The sequence below is a fragment of the Streptomyces sp. NPDC001668 genome (genome assembly GCF_042893155.1).
GTDB lineage: Bacteria > Actinomycetota > Actinomycetes > Streptomycetales > Streptomycetaceae > Streptomyces.
In genome coordinates, this window is record NZ_JBIAUQ010000002.1 from 26,458 (window position 1) to 41,518 (window position 15,061).

Consider the following 15,061-nt stretch of genomic DNA (forward strand, 5'->3'; position numbering starts at 1 on the left):
ACCGGTGCAACGACGTCCTCGTGCACCTCAGCAGCGGGGCGCTGCGCGCCTACAAGCCGGGATGCGGGGCCGCGCTGAAGCCGTCGACGCCGTCCACCTCGCTGGGCACGTCAGAGGGCGTTTCGCTCCAATGTTTGGTCCCTGGATGCCCCTTTTTTGGAGGGTTCTAGGTTCCGCGCCAGGTCGGGGTGGATTCGGCGGTGAGGCGGCGGGTCATGAGGTTGATCATGGTCAGCTGGACCATGGCTTCGTAGTCGCGGGCCAGGCGGCGGTGGTTCATGAGCCGGCCCAGGGTGCGCTCGACGGTCCAGCGGCGGGGCAGGACGGTGAACCCTCTGTTGATGGGGTCGCGGCGGACGATGTGCATGTCGATGCCGAGGGTGGCGGCATGCTCGACGAGGTGTTGGCGATAGCCGCCGTCGACCCAGGTCTTGCGGATGGTGGGGTGCTCGGCGGCCACCTTCTCGATGAGGGCCCGGCCGGCGACGGAGTCCTGCACGCTCGCGGCCGTGACCAGCACTGCCAGGAGCAGGCCGACGGTGTCGATGACGATGCTCCGTTCGCGGCCCACGATCTTCTTGCCTGCGTCGACGCACGGGCCGGCCGCGGGGACGTTGGTGGATGTCTTGATGCTCTGTGAGTCGATGACGCATGCGCTGGGTTCGGCCTGGCGGCCTTCCTGCCTGCGGACTTGGCGGCGCAGGAGGCTGTTGAGCTGGTCGAAGACGCCTTCCTCCTGCCAGCGGGCGAAGTAGGCGTAGACGGTGTTCCAGTGCGGGTAGTCGTGCGGCAGGTAGCGCCAGGGGATCCCGGTGCGGTTCACGTAGAGGATCGCATCCAGGAGGCTGCGCAGGTCGTGATCCGGCGGACGGCCGATGTCCAGTCCACGGCCGCGGCGTTCGGCCCGCCAGGCGGTCAGGATCGGTTCGACCAACTCCCAGCGGGCATCGGACAGATCGCTGGGATACCGACGACGCTCAGCCATGACTCCTGGGATACCGGGCATCTCTTGCCCGGCCCAGGCGTGCACACCGGGCGCGCGAAGCGAACGGGGCAGGAGAGCGCGTCTTGGGATGAAACAGGAGGAGTGCAGACGAGAAGGCTGCCTTATCGCCTCTCAGGTGCCGCTACTCTCTCTTGACTCACCAGCACCCTCGAAGTCGTGCCGCATAGCATTTCAAACTGGCGAATTAGTGATGTAAACCCTCTGAACCTCACGATCAAACCGGTCAGCCGCCCCAAGGACGCTTCCGGTTTCGTCGTGATGCCCCGCCGGTGGGTCGTCGAGAGGTCGCTCGCGTGGATGATGCACGCCCGCCGCCACGCGAGGGACTACGGACGGCTCATCCAGCACTCCGAGGCCCTGATCACATGGGCCGCCATCACCCTCATGACCAGGCATCTCGCCCGGAAGGGAGCTACCCCCAGCTGGTCGAGGAAACCGCCGGAGCATTTCACGGTCGACGACAGCCAGCCTGTTCGAGGAGCCAGCTCTGTGCTGCCTGCAGGACCTCGTCCCGGTTACGCGCTACCGGCCGTGGGTCTTTGACAATCTCCACGTCTGGAGGAATCGGCGCGTCATACGCACGGCCCGTTCGGTCCGCGTCCTTGACTTCCGTGAGGACCAGCACAGCTCCGTCGGATAGGTGGTACGGCTCGTTTCCCGTGGGGACGCCATAGGTCTGCTCGCCGAAGAACCGGGTGTCAGGACGTCCCCGGAAGGCCACCACGACCGCTTCACCCGCACTGCCTGTTCTCTTGCCCGTCAGGACCGCGACCGGCGGGGCGCTCTTGGCGAACGGTCGGCCATCACTCCAACCGACCGACTTGCCGTCTTCGTATGGACTGCCGTGCTTGATGGCCCAGAGGGACTTGCTGCCGTCGGCATCCACGAACGCACCGACCGTGCCATCGCCCAGGACCGGGCCTACCACCGCAAGCATCGGCCACATGTTGCCTCCGGTGTCCGAGCGCAGATCCACCACCCAGCCGCAGGCTTCACCCGCGCCGGCCTTCGCCACGGCATCCCGGCCCTGCCGCACGTACTGGTCGTACGCCTGTTGAGACCCCTGCACACCAGGCAACGAAATGTAGCCCACACCGCTTTTCAGGGAACGGCCTTCCAAGCCGTCGAAGCTGACCACTGAGGCTCCGAAACGCTGCTTTGCCTCCTCCGGCTCCCAGAAGAGACTGTGCCCGTCACCCAGCACATACAGAGCCGAGTTGACCGCCCCGTATGTGTCCGCCGTCTTCTGCGCGCCGCGCGCCTGTGAGAACGCCCTGCTCCGCAAGTCTGACCAGTCAACCTTGTGGCGAAGAAGAGAGTGCTTCTCCATGATGTCCAGCGCCTGCGACAGGTAGGTCCGGGCACCGGGCGACATGTCGGTAGCCGTTGGATCGTGCGACCGGCTCATGCACCCCGTCGCGGCGAGCACTACTCCAACCAGGCCAGCGCAGACCGCCATGCGCAGTGAACGGTTCCGCCGCATCCATCCCCCGAACAGGCTCTCGACTCACACGGAACCCTAGCGCCGACGATCAGCTACTGACGGAGCACCCGGATCAGAAACTTCCCAATGGCGTTGTCAAGCCGAGGCCATGACTGGTTGTGACGGCTGGTAAAGCGATCCGTCACGAATCATGGCCCACAGGACGTTGGCTCGGCGGCGGGCGAGGGAGAGCACGGCCTGCTGAACAGTGTCGCCATCGCCTCCAACGAAGCTTTCGGCGGGTGGACCAAGACGTTCACGGATCCCCGGCTCTGCACGGCCATCGTCGACCGGCTGACCTTCAACGGCACGATCATCGAGACCGGCACCGACTCATACCGCCTTGCCCAGCCCCGTGCCAAGGCCGAACAGACTGCCGTGACCTGAAACAGAGCCGGGGAGCTTGCAGTCAGTTCACCATGGCGCGATGGCGAGCTTCCCGGATGACGCGATCGGCGGTCTCCTCGGGAGTAAGGGCCGCGGTGTCGAACCACCAGCCGACATCGCCGAGCTCGCGCTTCATGCCGGCATCGAGATCTTCATAGCCGTCGAAGTCGAACCGCTCCCGTGGATCACGGAGGGTGTTGCGGTACTGGCACGCCTCGATGCCCGGTGCGAGAACGACGAACAAGACCTGCCGAGCCGGGAGGAGAGACACGAAGAAGTCCAGTTGCTCGCGGTCGGGGATCACCCAGTCGATCACGGGCGTGAAGCCGGCGTCGGAAAAGTTGTTCGCCAGCGTGCACAGATTACGGTTGCACAGCTCCACTTGCCGCGCTGCCTCGTCGGCAGGCTCGCCAAGCGCCCAGACGTGACCGCTGACGATCAGCCTGCTGATGAAGTCGCCGTCGAGCCAGGCGGAGCGTGGCAGGCGTTCGGCAACGAGCCTGGTCACCGTCGACTTCCCGGCCCCCGGCATCCCCGTCATGATCAGGCAGTCCGGCCGTTCAGCAGTGATCACGCCCGCAATCGTGTCAGCGTGCCTGGTGGTCGGCAATCGTATTTTCGGGGCTCGGTCCTGGTGAGCTGTCCGCTCCGTCCCCTGGGCCAAGAACGCCCTCGCCCAGGTCTCCGGGAGTCCGCGAGCGAGAGGCCTTACACGGTCTGACCCGACGGCGGCCTGGCCGTGCGGCGTTCCTAAAACTCGCCGACATTTCTGCGCCTGAGCCCCCTCAAGTGTTCCCGGAACTCACCATCACGCGTTGCTGCTTCCCACCGACACAATCATCCATCGCCCACTGCACGTCCTGGGACAGTGCCAGCACGTCCCTGACCAGTTTCAGCAGTGCCGGCTCGTCGTTCAGGGCCCGGCGCGACAGCAGCCGCTCGCCCTCCGGTCCGGTCACCACGCAGCACGTTCCCTCCGCCGGTTCGTCGTCACCTTGAACCCACAGACGACCTCGCCGGCGCTGTCCTACAGAGCGATCGTGTCGCGTTTCCCCATCAGCGGTCGAATCGTCGTGGGGTTCCGGGCGGCCAAGTTTCTGAAGCCATCAGACGGCTAGGCACTCAGAGCCATACCCGGAGCCCCTCGGCCCGACGATCTTACGAATGACCGTCCGCGACCCGCGCTTGAAAGGTAGGACACGTACTTACTCTAGTTATCGGTCCCGGTGCGCTGCCAGGTGCGTATCAAAGAGCCGCCCGACAGCACTCCACCCCGCCACCCTTTCGGGCGATCTTCCTCAGCGCACGGTGCAGACGCGGGTCGCGGGCAGCCGGCAGACCGACGACTTCCCGCACCCAGAGGTGAACGGTGGTGCGGTGTGCCCGTTCCCCAGGGCCAGTCGCTGTCTGTCTTCACCTTGGCGCACCTGGTGGGCTTCGACTTGATGCTCAGGATCAGGAACTGGAAGGGGCCGGCCTTCTACCGGCCCGACACGGCGACGGCAAGGGATCCTTCGGCGCGCGGGGCCGCAACGCGGAGCCGTCGGCGTGCGTGATCGACGCGCAGAGCGTCAAGACCTCCACCAGCGTCCCTGCCACAAGTCAGGGTACGGACAACGCCAAGAAGACATCCGATGCGAAGAACGTGTCAATTGCGAGGGCGCGAGGGGGTTCTGGCGAGGTCGGGAAGGCTGTGTTCTCGTTGAACGGGACGCGATGAGTCAGACAGCGGTGCAGGCAGCCGAACATTCGGTTGAAGACGTTCCTCTGGGCGGCCGTGTGACCGATCTCCGGCCTCACGTCGGCCGTCCTAGTGAGCCCGCGCTCCGTCTGAATGGGCCATCGCTGAGAAGGCCCACATGTAGCCGACTCCGGCCAGGCGCTGGTTCTTCACTCTGCGGGCCGCGACGGACACGCTTTTGCCGGAGGCCCGGGTGACCGGGGCGGAACCCGCGTACGCCTTCAGCCCTCTGGCGTCGGCGAACCGAGTCCGGTCGTCGCCTATCTCGGCCAGAACCCGAGCACCGCTGAGCGGGCCCAGCCCTGGGAAGCTGGTGATGATATCGGCGCCAGCATGTGCCTCGAACGCCTGCACCGTGGCCTCGGCAAGATCGTCGGCGCTCGTGCAGGCAGCTTCCAACTGCCGGAGCAGCGCGAGTGCCTGGCGCCCCATTGCCTCCTCGACCAGGGGAAGGTGGCGCATTTGCGACGCGCGAAGTTCGCTGTGCAGACGCTCGACCTCTCTGTCGATGGTGTTCTTGCGGCCGGCCTTCTTCAGCACGGCTCGCAGCTGCATCCTGGTGCACCGGATCCGCGATGACCCTCCTCGCGTCCCGGGACGCCGCGTGTTTAAGTTCACTTCTACGGCTTCCGGTTCACACAAAGGCCGTTTGTGATTGATTCGGTGAAGTATGTGGCATCTGATTGCCGAATACGACCGCTTGGATCGGGAATCCCAAGGGAAGCGGCGACGCCGTTACGATTCCTGAGAGTTGATGGCTCCAGCAATTCTTCGAATGGGTGGATCTGCCGGAACGAGGGGCGACTGATGCGTCAGGTGATGATGCGGTGGGCCGGGGGCGCGCTGTTCGCAGTCGTTCTCCTGGCGGGGTGCGGCGGTTCTGATTCCTCCTCATCGTCTTCCTCGTCGTCCCCGCCTCCCTCTTGGCCCTCGCCTGTCTCCTCCACTTCCGCTGCCTCTGGCGCTGCCTCGTCTTCCCCCTCGGCGTCGGTCCCCGTGGAAGCCGAGCCCGATCCACCGGTGGCCACCCTTCCGAGGGGATCCGTCCCTCCGGAGCTCGTGGGCGAATGGGACGGCGACGGCACGGACGTACGCTTCGACAAGATCAGGTTCGATGCCGACGGCAGAGTGACCCTGCTCTTCAACAACGGCAGGGTATTCGAAGGAACCGCCGTCACTGAGGAAACGTCCTTGACCCTTTACGTGCCGGGCGGGCCGATTCATTATCGCCGGTGGGCGATCGAAGCATTCGAAGCAGGCTACGGATACGAATTCGAAAATCTTATGCTGGATGGCGTCAGTTATGTCCGCCAGACCAGCGACACATAACGTCAATCAGTGGTGAGACAAGGGGCTGAATTGATCAGCAGGCGTAAGGGCGGGCGGGCACCGGACGACGGCGGTGCAGTGGACGAGGAACTCGTCAGGGATATCGCTCGAGGCGTGATCGGCCAGGTGACACCGCGGGAGTTGACGCTGTTCAGGCGCCGCAGCGACGCCTTCCTCAAGGACCCCGAGGCGGAACTGAACGCGGCACGAAAAAGCCTGCGGGCCAGGCCGAAGGAGGAGTTGCTCGCCTGGGGTACCTCAGAAACCGTCGTAGCGCTGACCCCCTTCGCCCTCGCCGTCGTACAGGGCGTACTCATTTCACTCACCGAGTCCTTGGCCACATCAGCCATCGACCGCAGCCGGGAAGGCGTCGCACGGCTGCTCCGGCGGGTACTGCGCCGGCCGGCCGCCGAGGACGCGACGCCGAACCCACCCTGCGCGACCTCCGCGGGTGAAGAGCCCCTCACCGCCGAACAGTTGGGCACGATGCACGCCCGCGCCCGCGAACTTGCCCTGGACCTGGACCTGGACGAGGACACCGCCCTGCGGCTCGCCAACGCCCTGGTCGAGGAACTGAGGTCCTGAGGGTGTGGACGTTCCCGCTGGCTCCCGCGGGTACACGGCAGGCAGGACATCGCTGCGACCACGCCGAGGTGGGCCACCCTGACCCGTTCGGCCTTCCCGACGGGGTGAGGTTCCGTTTCGTCCTGCTCGTCACCGCTCTGTTCGGAACCTCCGCGTTCATCTGCAACCTGCTCTACTACACGATCCGTCCCCACGCCGCGGACCACTTTCAAGACTGTGTGGTGAAGGCCGACGTCGCACCGGGGGCCGCGCCAGGCAGCTACACGAAGGAGTTCCTTGCGTGCACCGCGCCGGGTAGGGAGGAGGAGACGTTGTGGGTTCTCGCGGGCCTGGCGCTGCTGGCACTCACGACCGCTGTCGTCCACGTCGTCCTCCCGTGGCTGCGAACGAGGTGGCAGCGGCTTGAACCTTTGCGACCGGACATCGATCCCAGGGAAGCCGCGCTGTCGGTGGTCCTTGAGTCCCTGGTGACACAGGCGGGGCTGCGCGTGAAGCCGCGTTTCTACGTGGCCCCGAACCGCAAGGAGGCCGGCGCCCTCGCCTTCGGCAGACTCGGCGACTACCGGGTAAGGCTCAACGACGGACTCATCGACAAAGGCACCGAGGACCCGGAACACCTGCGCACCGTAGTGCTGCACGAACTGGCGCACATTCGGAACCGGGACATCGACATCACCTACCTCACCGTGGCGCTGACCCTGTCGTTCGTGCCGCTCGGACTCATTCCGCTCGCCGTCGTGCTGGCCGGGGCGGGATCCGAGAGCGCGTTCGACGTGGGCTGGCGGGCGGTGGTCCTCGTTGGCCTGGTCTTTCTGACGGCGGCAGCCGTGCTGCGTGTGCGGGAGACCGCCGCCGATGTCCGTGCCGCCTCCTGGAGCGGTGCTCGGGCAGGGCTGCTGAGGCTGCTGACCGCCCCACCACCACCTGAACAACGGCGATCGTTGTGGCTCCGGGGGCCGTTGCGGCTCCATCCCCCCGGGTGGCAGCGTGCCGCCCAGGTCCGGTGCCCGGCGGGACTGTTCCGTCTCGGCTTCACCGAATGCCTGGCTGTCGGACTCTCCGCCACGGTCGCGGTGTCAAGTCTGCACACCCTGCTGTTGACGGCCTTCATCGGTCCGGACACTCGGACAGTTCCCTGGGCCGTCGCCCTCGTGCTCGCCCCCTTGGTCGTGGCCGCAACCGGGGCCGGAATGTGGCGGGCCGCCGCCTGGGCGAGGGGCTCGGGCCCTGAAACGGCGGACGGGGTCCGCCCCCCGACGGTGCTGCCAGCCTTCGGTCTGACCGTGGGTCTCGTGGTGGGCCGCTACATCGAGGCGGACAACGGAATCGGCGGTCGCGGAGCCTTGTTTCCGTCGCAGGCAGCCGGAATGTGGTCTCTCGTTCTCGGCGTGCTTTTGGTGCTCTTCTTCCGCTGGATGGCGCAGGGCGCGGCGGTCTGGCTCGATCCCCTGGGCCGCCCCCTCAGCCGAGCCTGGCCCGTCGCCTGGGTGGCGGCGGTGGTGCCACTGGCCGTCCTGCTCGCCTGGTGGTTGCTGCTCTACGACATGGCGGACGGTCTCCAAGTGATCAATGAAGGACTGGTGGCCGACCACCGCGCCGCCATGGCAGTGGCCCCCGCGGGACCGCTGTGGGCGTGGGCGGCGCTGAACTATCCCATGGCCCTGCTCTTCTATCGCTGGACACCCGCTGTGCTGGCCGCAGCCACTCTCTGGGCTCTTCCACTCGCGGTGCTGTGGCGCCGGGGTGCGAGCGCACCGTCGTCCGGCTGGGCCCGGCGGGTCGTGATGTCCGCCTTCGGGGGAACGGCCGTTTTCGCCGTCGTGGTGGTCGGCGCCCGCCTGGCGGCCCACTTCGGCGTATCCGCGGAGCTCCGCGGCAGCCCTGGCTACGCCGGAGTGTTCGAGCACTGGATGGTCATCTCGGCCGTGCTGCTGCAAGGGGTGGTGGCGACGTTCGTCACCGCACGGCTGCACCACGCACACGGCCGCCCCGCGGTGCTCTTCGGGCTGATGGCGGCGTTCATGACTGGGTGCCTCGCGACGACGGTGTTCCTCGGGTCGGCCATCGCGGGTGGATGCTGGAACGTGCTCGCTCTGGCTTCCGGGCCCTGCGGCTTCAACCTTGATCCGTCCGCCGTGCGCGACAGCCTGCTGCGGATGGTGGTGGCGGGCGCCGCGACCGCGGTGATCGGAGCTGGAACGGCCGCCACGGTCCGCTCCTGGTGGACACGTCGGCGAGACGCACCGCCCCGTGTCCACGCCGCACTCGCGCCCGTCTCCCGCGGACAGAGGGCCGTCATCGCCACAGCCGGCGCACTGGCCCTGACGGTGGCGCTCACCGGACTGACGGTCGACACGAGTGCAGGGCGGCCCGAAGTGGCCTCCCGCGGGGCGGCCGCGCGTGCCTGCCAAAAGCTCGACGAGGTCATGGGCAGCGCGGACCTCACGACCGGAGCGGACAAGACCGCAGGGCTCTTCGAAGCCGTGGGTCTGGCCGAGGACGGCCACAACACCGCACTCGCCACGGCACTCAAGGACTTCGTCCGCGCCGCACAGAGACAGGACCTCCCCGCCTTCGTCGATGCCGGCGAACGGATCCGCGCACAGTGTGTGACAGAGGGGTCCCCACTACAGGCGTTCTGACATGGCAAGGGCAGCGGTGGATACGATCGCGGGCTGCCTCGCCCGGCCTGCGCCCCGCGCCACGCCAGCGCAGATGCGCTCACTGGGCCGCCAGCTGAGGAGGACCCGCACAACTGCTGGGCGCCGGCTGAGGCCATCGGTCATCCAAGCCCGAAATGGCTGCATCACTTGCTGTCACGTGAGGTACGACAATGACCTGGTCCAGGAGGAGACCACCCGCCTGACCGTGCGCGAACTCGCAAGTCAAGGCGTGGTGCTGGTCGCGGACGCGACCTGGGACGCGAAGTCCGCGACCGACAGCGTCGGCTCCGGCCAGCGACTGGACCGCCTGCTGACGTACAGCAAGTCCGGCACCGACGACGACACACCTGCCTGATCGGCATCGAGTTCCTTGAGGAGCAGCAGCCGTGACGGGTCGCCCGTAGACCCGTCGCGGGCCGACGGGCCGTCACATGTCGTCGGCAAGGCGTTCGGCCAGGGCCAGCATCTCCGGGTCGTGGGGCCACCGGTCGGCGAGCGCCCGCACGGCCGCCTGTCGCAGTCGCCAATCGGAGTCGTCCGCGGCCCGTTCCCGAAGCAGCACCTCGGTGGTGGGGTCGTGGCGCCAGCCACCGGCCAGCGCCTCGACCGCCGCGCGCCGGCTCGTCGCCTCGGTGCCGTCGGTGACGATGCGCCGAAGCAGCTCGCCGGTCGCCCGTTCCGCGCGCCAGCCCGCGGCCAGGAGGTGGATGACTTCAGCGCGCAGGAACTCGTCGGGGTCGTCGACGGCGAGCCGACGCAGCAGATCGCCGGTCCGTGAGGAGCGGAAGCCCAGGGCGAGGGCCCGGACTGCGGTCGTACGGACGTAGGAATCGGGGTCCGTCTCAGCCCGCTCGCGGAGCACTTTCTCGGTCCAGGGGGCGTCGCGAAGGCTCGCGCCCAGCATCCGTATTGCCGTCGCTCGTACGTACGTGGCGTCTAGGCCGACTGCGAGTCTGCGGAGCAGGAGCCGGGTGTCCGGGTCGTCGCGCCATCCGGAGGTAAGGGAGAGAACAGCCGTTTCGCGCGTCCTCGGCTCGCCCTCGCCGTCGGCGATGCGGTGCAGCACCGCTCCGGCCTCGGGGTCTCCCGGCCACAGAGAGCCGAGGGCCCACAGCGCGGCCTGCCGCACCGACTCGCTCGCCTGTGAGGCGGCGAGCTCGCACAGCCACGGCAGCGTACGCGGATCATCGCGCCATCCCGTGGCCAGAACCCGTACAGCAGCCACGCGGACGTCCGCGTCCGGGTGCGCTTCGGCACGTTCCCGCAGCAGTAGAGGAGTACGTGCGTCGGCGCGACGCTCGACGACGAGTGGCCCGAGTGCGGTGATGCGCGGATCCTCCGGCGGCGCGGGGAAGGTCGCGAGGCCAGCGTCAGGGCGGACGGGTCCGGCCCGCATCCAGTCGAGCGTCCGCTTGGCGGTCTCGCGCAGCCACCTCTCGTCAGCCGGATCTGCGGCGATGGCTTCCAACAGGGCCGCGGTCCGCGGGTCGTCGGGCCAGCCCTGGACCAGGACGGGAAACAGGTCAGCCCGCAGGTCTGGGTCCCGGTCGCGCGCGGCCCGCTCGCGGACGACGGCCCCGGCGTCGGGGTCGCCCGGCCACCCGGAAGCGAGGCACCGCACGGCGGTGAGGCGGACTTCGGGATCCGGGTCATCGGTTGCGTATCGGCGGATCGCGGCGAACGTCTTGGGCTCGTCGCGCCAGCCGTTGACGAGTGCTCTCAAGGCTCCCCGGCGGAGGTAGGTGTCGTCGTCGCCGAGCCAGTGTCGCAGCGAGCGTGCGGCGGACGGGTCCGTGCGACGGGCCAGGGCGAACAACCGGACCCAGCCCTCCCTCCTGTCTCCATCGGGGTCCGTCTCAGCGCATTCGCGCAGCAGTTCGGCCAGTCGCGGGTCATCGGGCCGTTCCTGGACGAGCGCGCGCAGGGCCTCCACCCTGGTGGCCGGCATGGGACCGAAGACCGCCTGGCTGTAGAGGTTTTCGTAGAACTCCGGGTACTCGCCCAGCAGTGCGGCGCCGACCTGTGCGGCCGGTGGTACCTCGAGCCACGCGAAGTTCTCCCCTTCCCTCATGACACTGAGGAACTGACCGCGCGCCAGGTACCAGTCGTAGTAGAGCCGATGGACAGCGGGACAGCGCGCGCCGAGCCGGGCGAACACGGGCGGCAGGGTTTGTTCCACCGCGAGCATCACCGGCGAACCCGCCCGTACTCGTTCCGTGACCACGTGCTCGATCAGCGCGATCACCGCGCTGACGACGGCGGAGCACTGGGCAGGAAGTGCGCCGGGGTCGCGGACCTCACCCAGGCAGCGGGCGGCGAGCACGATGTGGTGGGGGATCTCGCCCGAAGACGCCCCGGACAGGCGGACGAACCACAGCGGATCCGCCACCAGGAGGTGGTCGACGATCCGTCCGGCGACCCGAGGCTCGACCATGCCCGCGGTGAGGACGAGGGATTCGTGCCGGGAGGGGTCGTTCCAGTGCCCGCCGTACTCCTGGTAAACGAGCGCGTCCTCGGTCAGGCTGCGCTCCACGGTGAGCCGGTGGTGGAGATCCGCCGCGTCGAGGTATTCGAGCAGCGCGCGATGGAGGAATCCGTACATCGCGCCGCCGAAGTGACTGAGGATCCCGTTGCGTACGCGGAACTCCTCCAGCATCGCGCGGGTGAGCGCCGGCGAGCGATCAGGTGGGAGCTTGTCGCGCAGGTAACCGTCCAGCTCCGCGGTCAGCTCCCCGTCCGTCAGGAGGTTTCCCGCCGTCCCACCCGCCCCGGTCCGCATCCGATGTGCCACGCGGCGCAGCAGCTCCATCCGCTCGCTGGCGCGCAGGCGCCCCGCGTCCTCGGCTACCCGTTTGTCGCGCGCGAACCGGCCCGGGTCCCACTGGGCGATGAACGTGCTCACGGTCTGTTCGAGCACCGCGCGCCGGTCCCTCGGCAGATCCCGGTGTTCACCGCGAAGGGCCAGCATGGTGAGCATCAGCGGGTTGCCCGCCAGCTCAGCCGCCGCCGGTGTGTCGTCGACGGCGGCCAGTAGCCGCTCCCGCAGACGGGCCGCCTCGGCGGGCTGTTCGGGGAAGGCCAAGCGGTACCAGCGGGTCACGAACGCCTCGATCCGCGCCCGGTCGAAGTCCCGCAGTACATGGACGCGGAAGCCCTCGCGCTCGAGTACGGCGTGCTGGTAGTCGACGATCCGGGACGTCACCACGATGCGGGCGCTCGGGTAGCGTTCCGCGAGCCCCGCGATCTCGCCGGTGACCTCCTCGCGCAGCCGTGGGTCGAAGATCTCGTCGAGCCCGTCGAAGATCAGTACCGCGCGGCCACCGGCACGCAGGTACGCGTCCAGCACGTCCTTCGGCAGGCCGGGCCCATGGGCGTGGTGAAGGCGGTCGACGAGGTCGAGGAGTGTGCCGGTGCGCCACTGCGGGTCGGCGTACGCGCCGAGCTCCACCAGGAGTGGCAACGCCCCCGCGAGCGGCGCGAGATCCGCGTCCACCTCATGCTTTTTGTCCATCGCGTCCGCGAGCGTCAGCGCGAGGTAGCGAGCCAGTGTCGACTTGCCGTGGCCCGGGTCGCCGAGCAGCACGATCCGGCCCGCGTCTTCTTGCGCCAGTACCTGGAAGGCGGGGCGGGTCCGGCCGTCGTCCAGCGGCCAACGGTCGGAGGCCGATGCGTCGGCGCGGCGGGCCGGCGGTGCGCCCAGCCCCCCACCCTGCGCCGGCGTCTCCGGACGAACGGCCGGGGCGACGAACACGTCGGTCAGCCGGAGCGGGTCGGGGCGGACCGGCGAATGTGAGGAAGCGACGACCGCGAGCTGTGCGTGCCGTCGCCGCAGTTGGGCGAAGTACGTCTTGCACGCGGCGTCGAAGCCGGCCGGGGCGGAGCTGGCTCCGCGTGCGGAAACGGCGTCCTTGTACCAGCGTTTCCACTGATCCTCATCGCCCAGCGTCTCGTTCTCCGGCGTAAATGCCTCTGCTTCCTTCGCCCGCTTGATCAAGTTTCTCAGCACGGGCCTGAAGCTGTCCCAACTCTTCGGGTGGTTGCCTTTGTCGCTCATCCAGCCGCTGATAACCGACTTGTTCAAAGGCTTTCCGCTGCCGGTGCCCCCCGACCTTCTTGCCACCCCTGCCACATTGGGGGGTGGGGCGGCGGCCGTTGCCAGTGCTGTCAGGTCAGGGTGTTCGGCTGCTTCATGCAAGTCCCGAAGCCGCTTGGTGAACTCCCGCCGTGCCGCGCTTGCGGGCTTTCGGCCTGCCATGAGACTCCCCCTCCGGCACGTCCTGCCGTCCGGTCCGGTCCGGTCCGGTCCCGTCCGGCCCGGACAACTCGCAGAACCAGACCTGACCTGCACGTTCGATCGGATGAGGCGAGCAGCGGCTGCCGAAGCGGCCCAGATGCCGCTTCACTGATGCGGGCCGGCTTCCTAACGCTTCCGATCGAGGAAAAGGAGTCTTCCATGAGCACCGCGATGATCACCCTGCTTTTCGGAATCTGCCTTGCCCTTCTGGCATCCGCTCTGATTGCGGCCGTCGTCGGCTTGGCGGCCCGCGTAGGAGGGGCGAGTCCCGCCTCGGCCTTTTCCCGGGCCGGTGACGCATTCAGCAAGTCCCTGAGTGTCACGCTGCTGGTCATCGGGCTCATCGTCACCGTCGCCGTCCGTTGAGGCGCGGCGGTTCGCCCCTGTTCGGCACCGAGAAGGAGCGGCAGGTAGTGGACGCCGTCGATGGACACGGTGTCGCGCATCTCGATGTCCTGCGCCGGCCGCGCGAGCCGGAGACCGGGGAAACGCCGGCACAGTTCCTTGAGGGCAATCTGCATCTCCAGGCGCGCGAGCTGCTGGCCCGTGCATTGGTGGATGCCGAAACCGAAGCCCAACTGCCCCTGGGCAGCCGGGTTGGCGATGTCCAGCGTGTCTGGGTCGGGAAGCGGTGGGCGTCGCGGTTGGCGGCGACCAGGGACACCGTCACCGCCTCGCCGGCCCTGATCACCTCTCCTGCCAGCTCGACGTCCTCCAGGGCGGCCCGGGTGGGGCTGGCGCGGATCATGGTCTGGTGCCACATGAGCACTTCCACGGCGTGTTCGGCGAGCGACGGGTCGGCCAGAAGCCGGGCCAATGGAGGTCCGGGTCGACATCCATGCGGAGGGCAAGGCGGTGACCGCCATCGTGCCGTGTCCCACTGGGGTCATCCCGCCAGCTCAGCCCTGTTTCGGATTCCTTGATCACTCGTTAGCCCGGTTGTGGATGATCTCGGTGACGACGCTGTGCCCATTGCGGCCCTACTGGGGGCCTACTGGCTGGACCTGGAGCCCGAGCCCGGTGATCAGTGCTGTGTTGCGGAAAGTGAACGCCTCACCAGGCTGCTGCCGTTGCGCGACGGACGGGCTGTCATGGTCGCCGTCGCCGCGGTCACCGTCGTCGCCGCCGTGGTGGCGGCCATGATGTAGCAGGACCTGTCGGGCTGTAGCACTTCAGCCGCACCCTGCGGACGCTTCATGCGCCGGCCGCTCAGGGGCCGCCGGGCGGCTATGGCCGCGGCTGGGCGAACAATCCCTGGGGCCAACACCGTGCCCGGCCCGCTGTGGCGGGCGGTGGAGGCTGCGGCGCAGGGACGGCCGTACGCCCTGGCGCGGGCGGCGAAAGCGGTCGCGGCCGGACAACTGCTCGGTGAGGGCCTCGGGATGTGGACGTGGTGCCCTATCGGCGCGGCCATCCAATGGCTCACCCCGCACAGACGGCAGGTGGTCGCCCGGATACTCGAAGCCTCCGCGCGGGTGGCGGGCGACGTCCGGCGAATGTGAGACTCCCCCGGCGTGCGGAAGGTGCTGATCAGCTGGTCCGTGCGGGCCTGCGCGCCCACCACCAGGAGCTG

General features: G+C 68.1%; 14 protein-coding genes and 4 pseudogenes. 11 read left to right on the forward strand and 7 right to left on the reverse strand.

The window, feature by feature from the left end; all coding sequences use genetic code 11:
• Window positions 1-166 precede the first annotated feature (166 nt).
• Window positions 167-985, reverse strand: a complete 819-nt coding sequence (locus tag ACFYZ8_RS05615) for an IS5 family transposase (RefSeq protein ID WP_388532018.1) — start codon at window positions 983-985, stop codon at window positions 167-169.
• Between the two features lie 222 nt (window positions 986-1,207).
• On the opposite strand from ACFYZ8_RS05615, the pseudogene ACFYZ8_RS05620 reads away from it, so the two are divergent.
• A pseudogene (locus tag ACFYZ8_RS05620) lies at window positions 1,208-1,510 on the forward strand (transposase); the annotation flags it as partial.
• Here the strand turns inward: ACFYZ8_RS05620 and ACFYZ8_RS05625 are convergent.
• Window positions 1,455-2,414: a S41 family peptidase gene (locus ACFYZ8_RS05625; RefSeq protein ID WP_388532016.1), complete on the reverse strand. Its 960-nt coding sequence runs from the start codon at window positions 2,412-2,414 to the stop codon at window positions 1,455-1,457. The pseudogene ACFYZ8_RS05620 and the gene ACFYZ8_RS05625 sit on opposite strands and share 56 nt — an antisense overlap.
• 279 nt (window positions 2,415-2,693) lie before the next feature.
• Here ACFYZ8_RS05625 and ACFYZ8_RS05630 point away from each other — a divergent pair.
• Window positions 2,694-2,876, forward strand: a pseudogene (locus tag ACFYZ8_RS05630) (ATP-binding protein); the annotation flags it as partial.
• Between the two features lie 22 nt (window positions 2,877-2,898).
• On the opposite strand, the gene ACFYZ8_RS05635 reads toward ACFYZ8_RS05630, so the two are convergent.
• Together ACFYZ8_RS05635 and ACFYZ8_RS05640 are read right to left on the reverse strand one after the other, a co-directional pair.
• The gene (locus ACFYZ8_RS05635) at window positions 2,899-3,450 is read right to left on the reverse strand and encodes an AAA family ATPase (protein ID WP_388532014.1); all 552 of its coding nucleotides are present in this window, start codon (window positions 3,448-3,450) and stop codon (window positions 2,899-2,901) included.
• Window positions 3,451-3,661: 211 nt separating this feature from the next.
• Window positions 3,662-3,838 carry a hypothetical protein gene (locus ACFYZ8_RS05640; RefSeq protein WP_359040020.1) on the reverse strand — a complete coding sequence of 59 codons (177 nt, stop codon included), beginning with the start codon at window positions 3,836-3,838 and terminating at the stop codon, window positions 3,662-3,664.
• Between the two features lie 483 nt (window positions 3,839-4,321).
• Here ACFYZ8_RS05640 and ACFYZ8_RS05645 point away from each other — a divergent pair, with 483 nt between their 5' ends.
• The gene (locus ACFYZ8_RS05645; protein ID WP_388532139.1) at window positions 4,322-4,432 is read left to right on the forward strand and encodes a hypothetical protein; all 111 of its coding nucleotides are present in this window, start codon (window positions 4,322-4,324) and stop codon (window positions 4,430-4,432) included.
• Window positions 4,402-4,503: pseudogene (locus ACFYZ8_RS05650) on the forward strand (IS5/IS1182 family transposase); the annotation flags it as partial. The gene ACFYZ8_RS05645 and the pseudogene ACFYZ8_RS05650, both read left to right, overlap by 31 nt.
• 183 nt (window positions 4,504-4,686) lie before the next feature.
• Here the strand turns inward: ACFYZ8_RS05650 and ACFYZ8_RS05655 are convergent.
• Entirely contained in the window at window positions 4,687-5,157 is a 471-nt protein-coding gene (locus ACFYZ8_RS05655; RefSeq protein ID WP_388532012.1) for a transposase, read from the reverse strand.
• Window positions 5,158-5,676: 519 nt separating this feature from the next.
• Here ACFYZ8_RS05655 and ACFYZ8_RS05660 point away from each other — a divergent pair.
• The 4 genes from ACFYZ8_RS05660 to ACFYZ8_RS05675 all read left to right on the forward strand — a co-directional run bounded on the left by ACFYZ8_RS05660 (window position 5,677) and on the right by ACFYZ8_RS05675 (window position 9,549).
• A complete protein-coding gene (locus tag ACFYZ8_RS05660) occupies window positions 5,677-5,946 on the forward strand; it encodes a hypothetical protein (RefSeq protein ID WP_388532010.1) in 270 nt (89 codons plus the stop codon).
• 114 nt (window positions 5,947-6,060) lie between these two features.
• Entirely contained in the window at window positions 6,061-6,531 is a 471-nt protein-coding gene (locus ACFYZ8_RS05665; RefSeq protein WP_388532008.1) for a hypothetical protein, read from the forward strand.
• A gap of 68 nt (window positions 6,532-6,599) precedes the next feature.
• The gene (locus ACFYZ8_RS05670) at window positions 6,600-9,173 is read left to right on the forward strand and encodes a M48 family metallopeptidase (RefSeq protein ID WP_388532006.1); all 2,574 of its coding nucleotides are present in this window, start codon (window positions 6,600-6,602) and stop codon (window positions 9,171-9,173) included.
• Between the two features lie 178 nt (window positions 9,174-9,351).
• Window positions 9,352-9,549 carry a hypothetical protein gene (locus tag ACFYZ8_RS05675; protein WP_388532004.1) on the forward strand — a complete coding sequence of 66 codons (198 nt, stop codon included), beginning with the start codon at window positions 9,352-9,354 and terminating at the stop codon, window positions 9,547-9,549.
• A gap of 72 nt (window positions 9,550-9,621) precedes the next feature.
• Here the strand turns inward: ACFYZ8_RS05675 and ACFYZ8_RS05680 are convergent, their stop codons facing one another.
• On the reverse strand, window positions 9,622-13,200 hold the full coding sequence (locus ACFYZ8_RS05680) for a HEAT repeat domain-containing protein (RefSeq protein WP_388532002.1): 3,579 nt from the start codon (window positions 13,198-13,200) through the stop codon (window positions 9,622-9,624).
• A gap of 447 nt (window positions 13,201-13,647) precedes the next feature.
• Between ACFYZ8_RS05680 and ACFYZ8_RS05685 the strand changes: the two genes are divergently transcribed.
• A complete protein-coding gene (locus ACFYZ8_RS05685) occupies window positions 13,648-13,854 on the forward strand; it encodes a hypothetical protein (protein ID WP_388532148.1) in 207 nt (68 codons plus the stop codon).
• Window positions 13,855-13,985: 131 nt separating this feature from the next.
• Here ACFYZ8_RS05685 and ACFYZ8_RS05690 read toward each other — a convergent pair.
• Window positions 13,986-14,378, reverse strand: a pseudogene (locus ACFYZ8_RS05690) (cytochrome P450); the annotation flags it as partial.
• 75 nt (window positions 14,379-14,453) lie between these two features.
• Between ACFYZ8_RS05690 and ACFYZ8_RS05695 the strand changes: the two are divergent.
• Together ACFYZ8_RS05695 and ACFYZ8_RS05700 are read left to right on the forward strand one after the other, a co-directional pair.
• Window positions 14,454-14,636, forward strand: coding sequence for a hypothetical protein (locus ACFYZ8_RS05695; protein ID WP_388532001.1), 183 nt, complete (start codon window positions 14,454-14,456; stop codon window positions 14,634-14,636).
• Between the two features lie 120 nt (window positions 14,637-14,756).
• Window positions 14,757-14,990, forward strand: coding sequence for a hypothetical protein (locus tag ACFYZ8_RS05700; RefSeq protein WP_388531999.1), 234 nt, complete (start codon window positions 14,757-14,759; stop codon window positions 14,988-14,990).
• The last annotated feature ends 71 nt before the right edge of the window (window positions 14,991-15,061 follow it).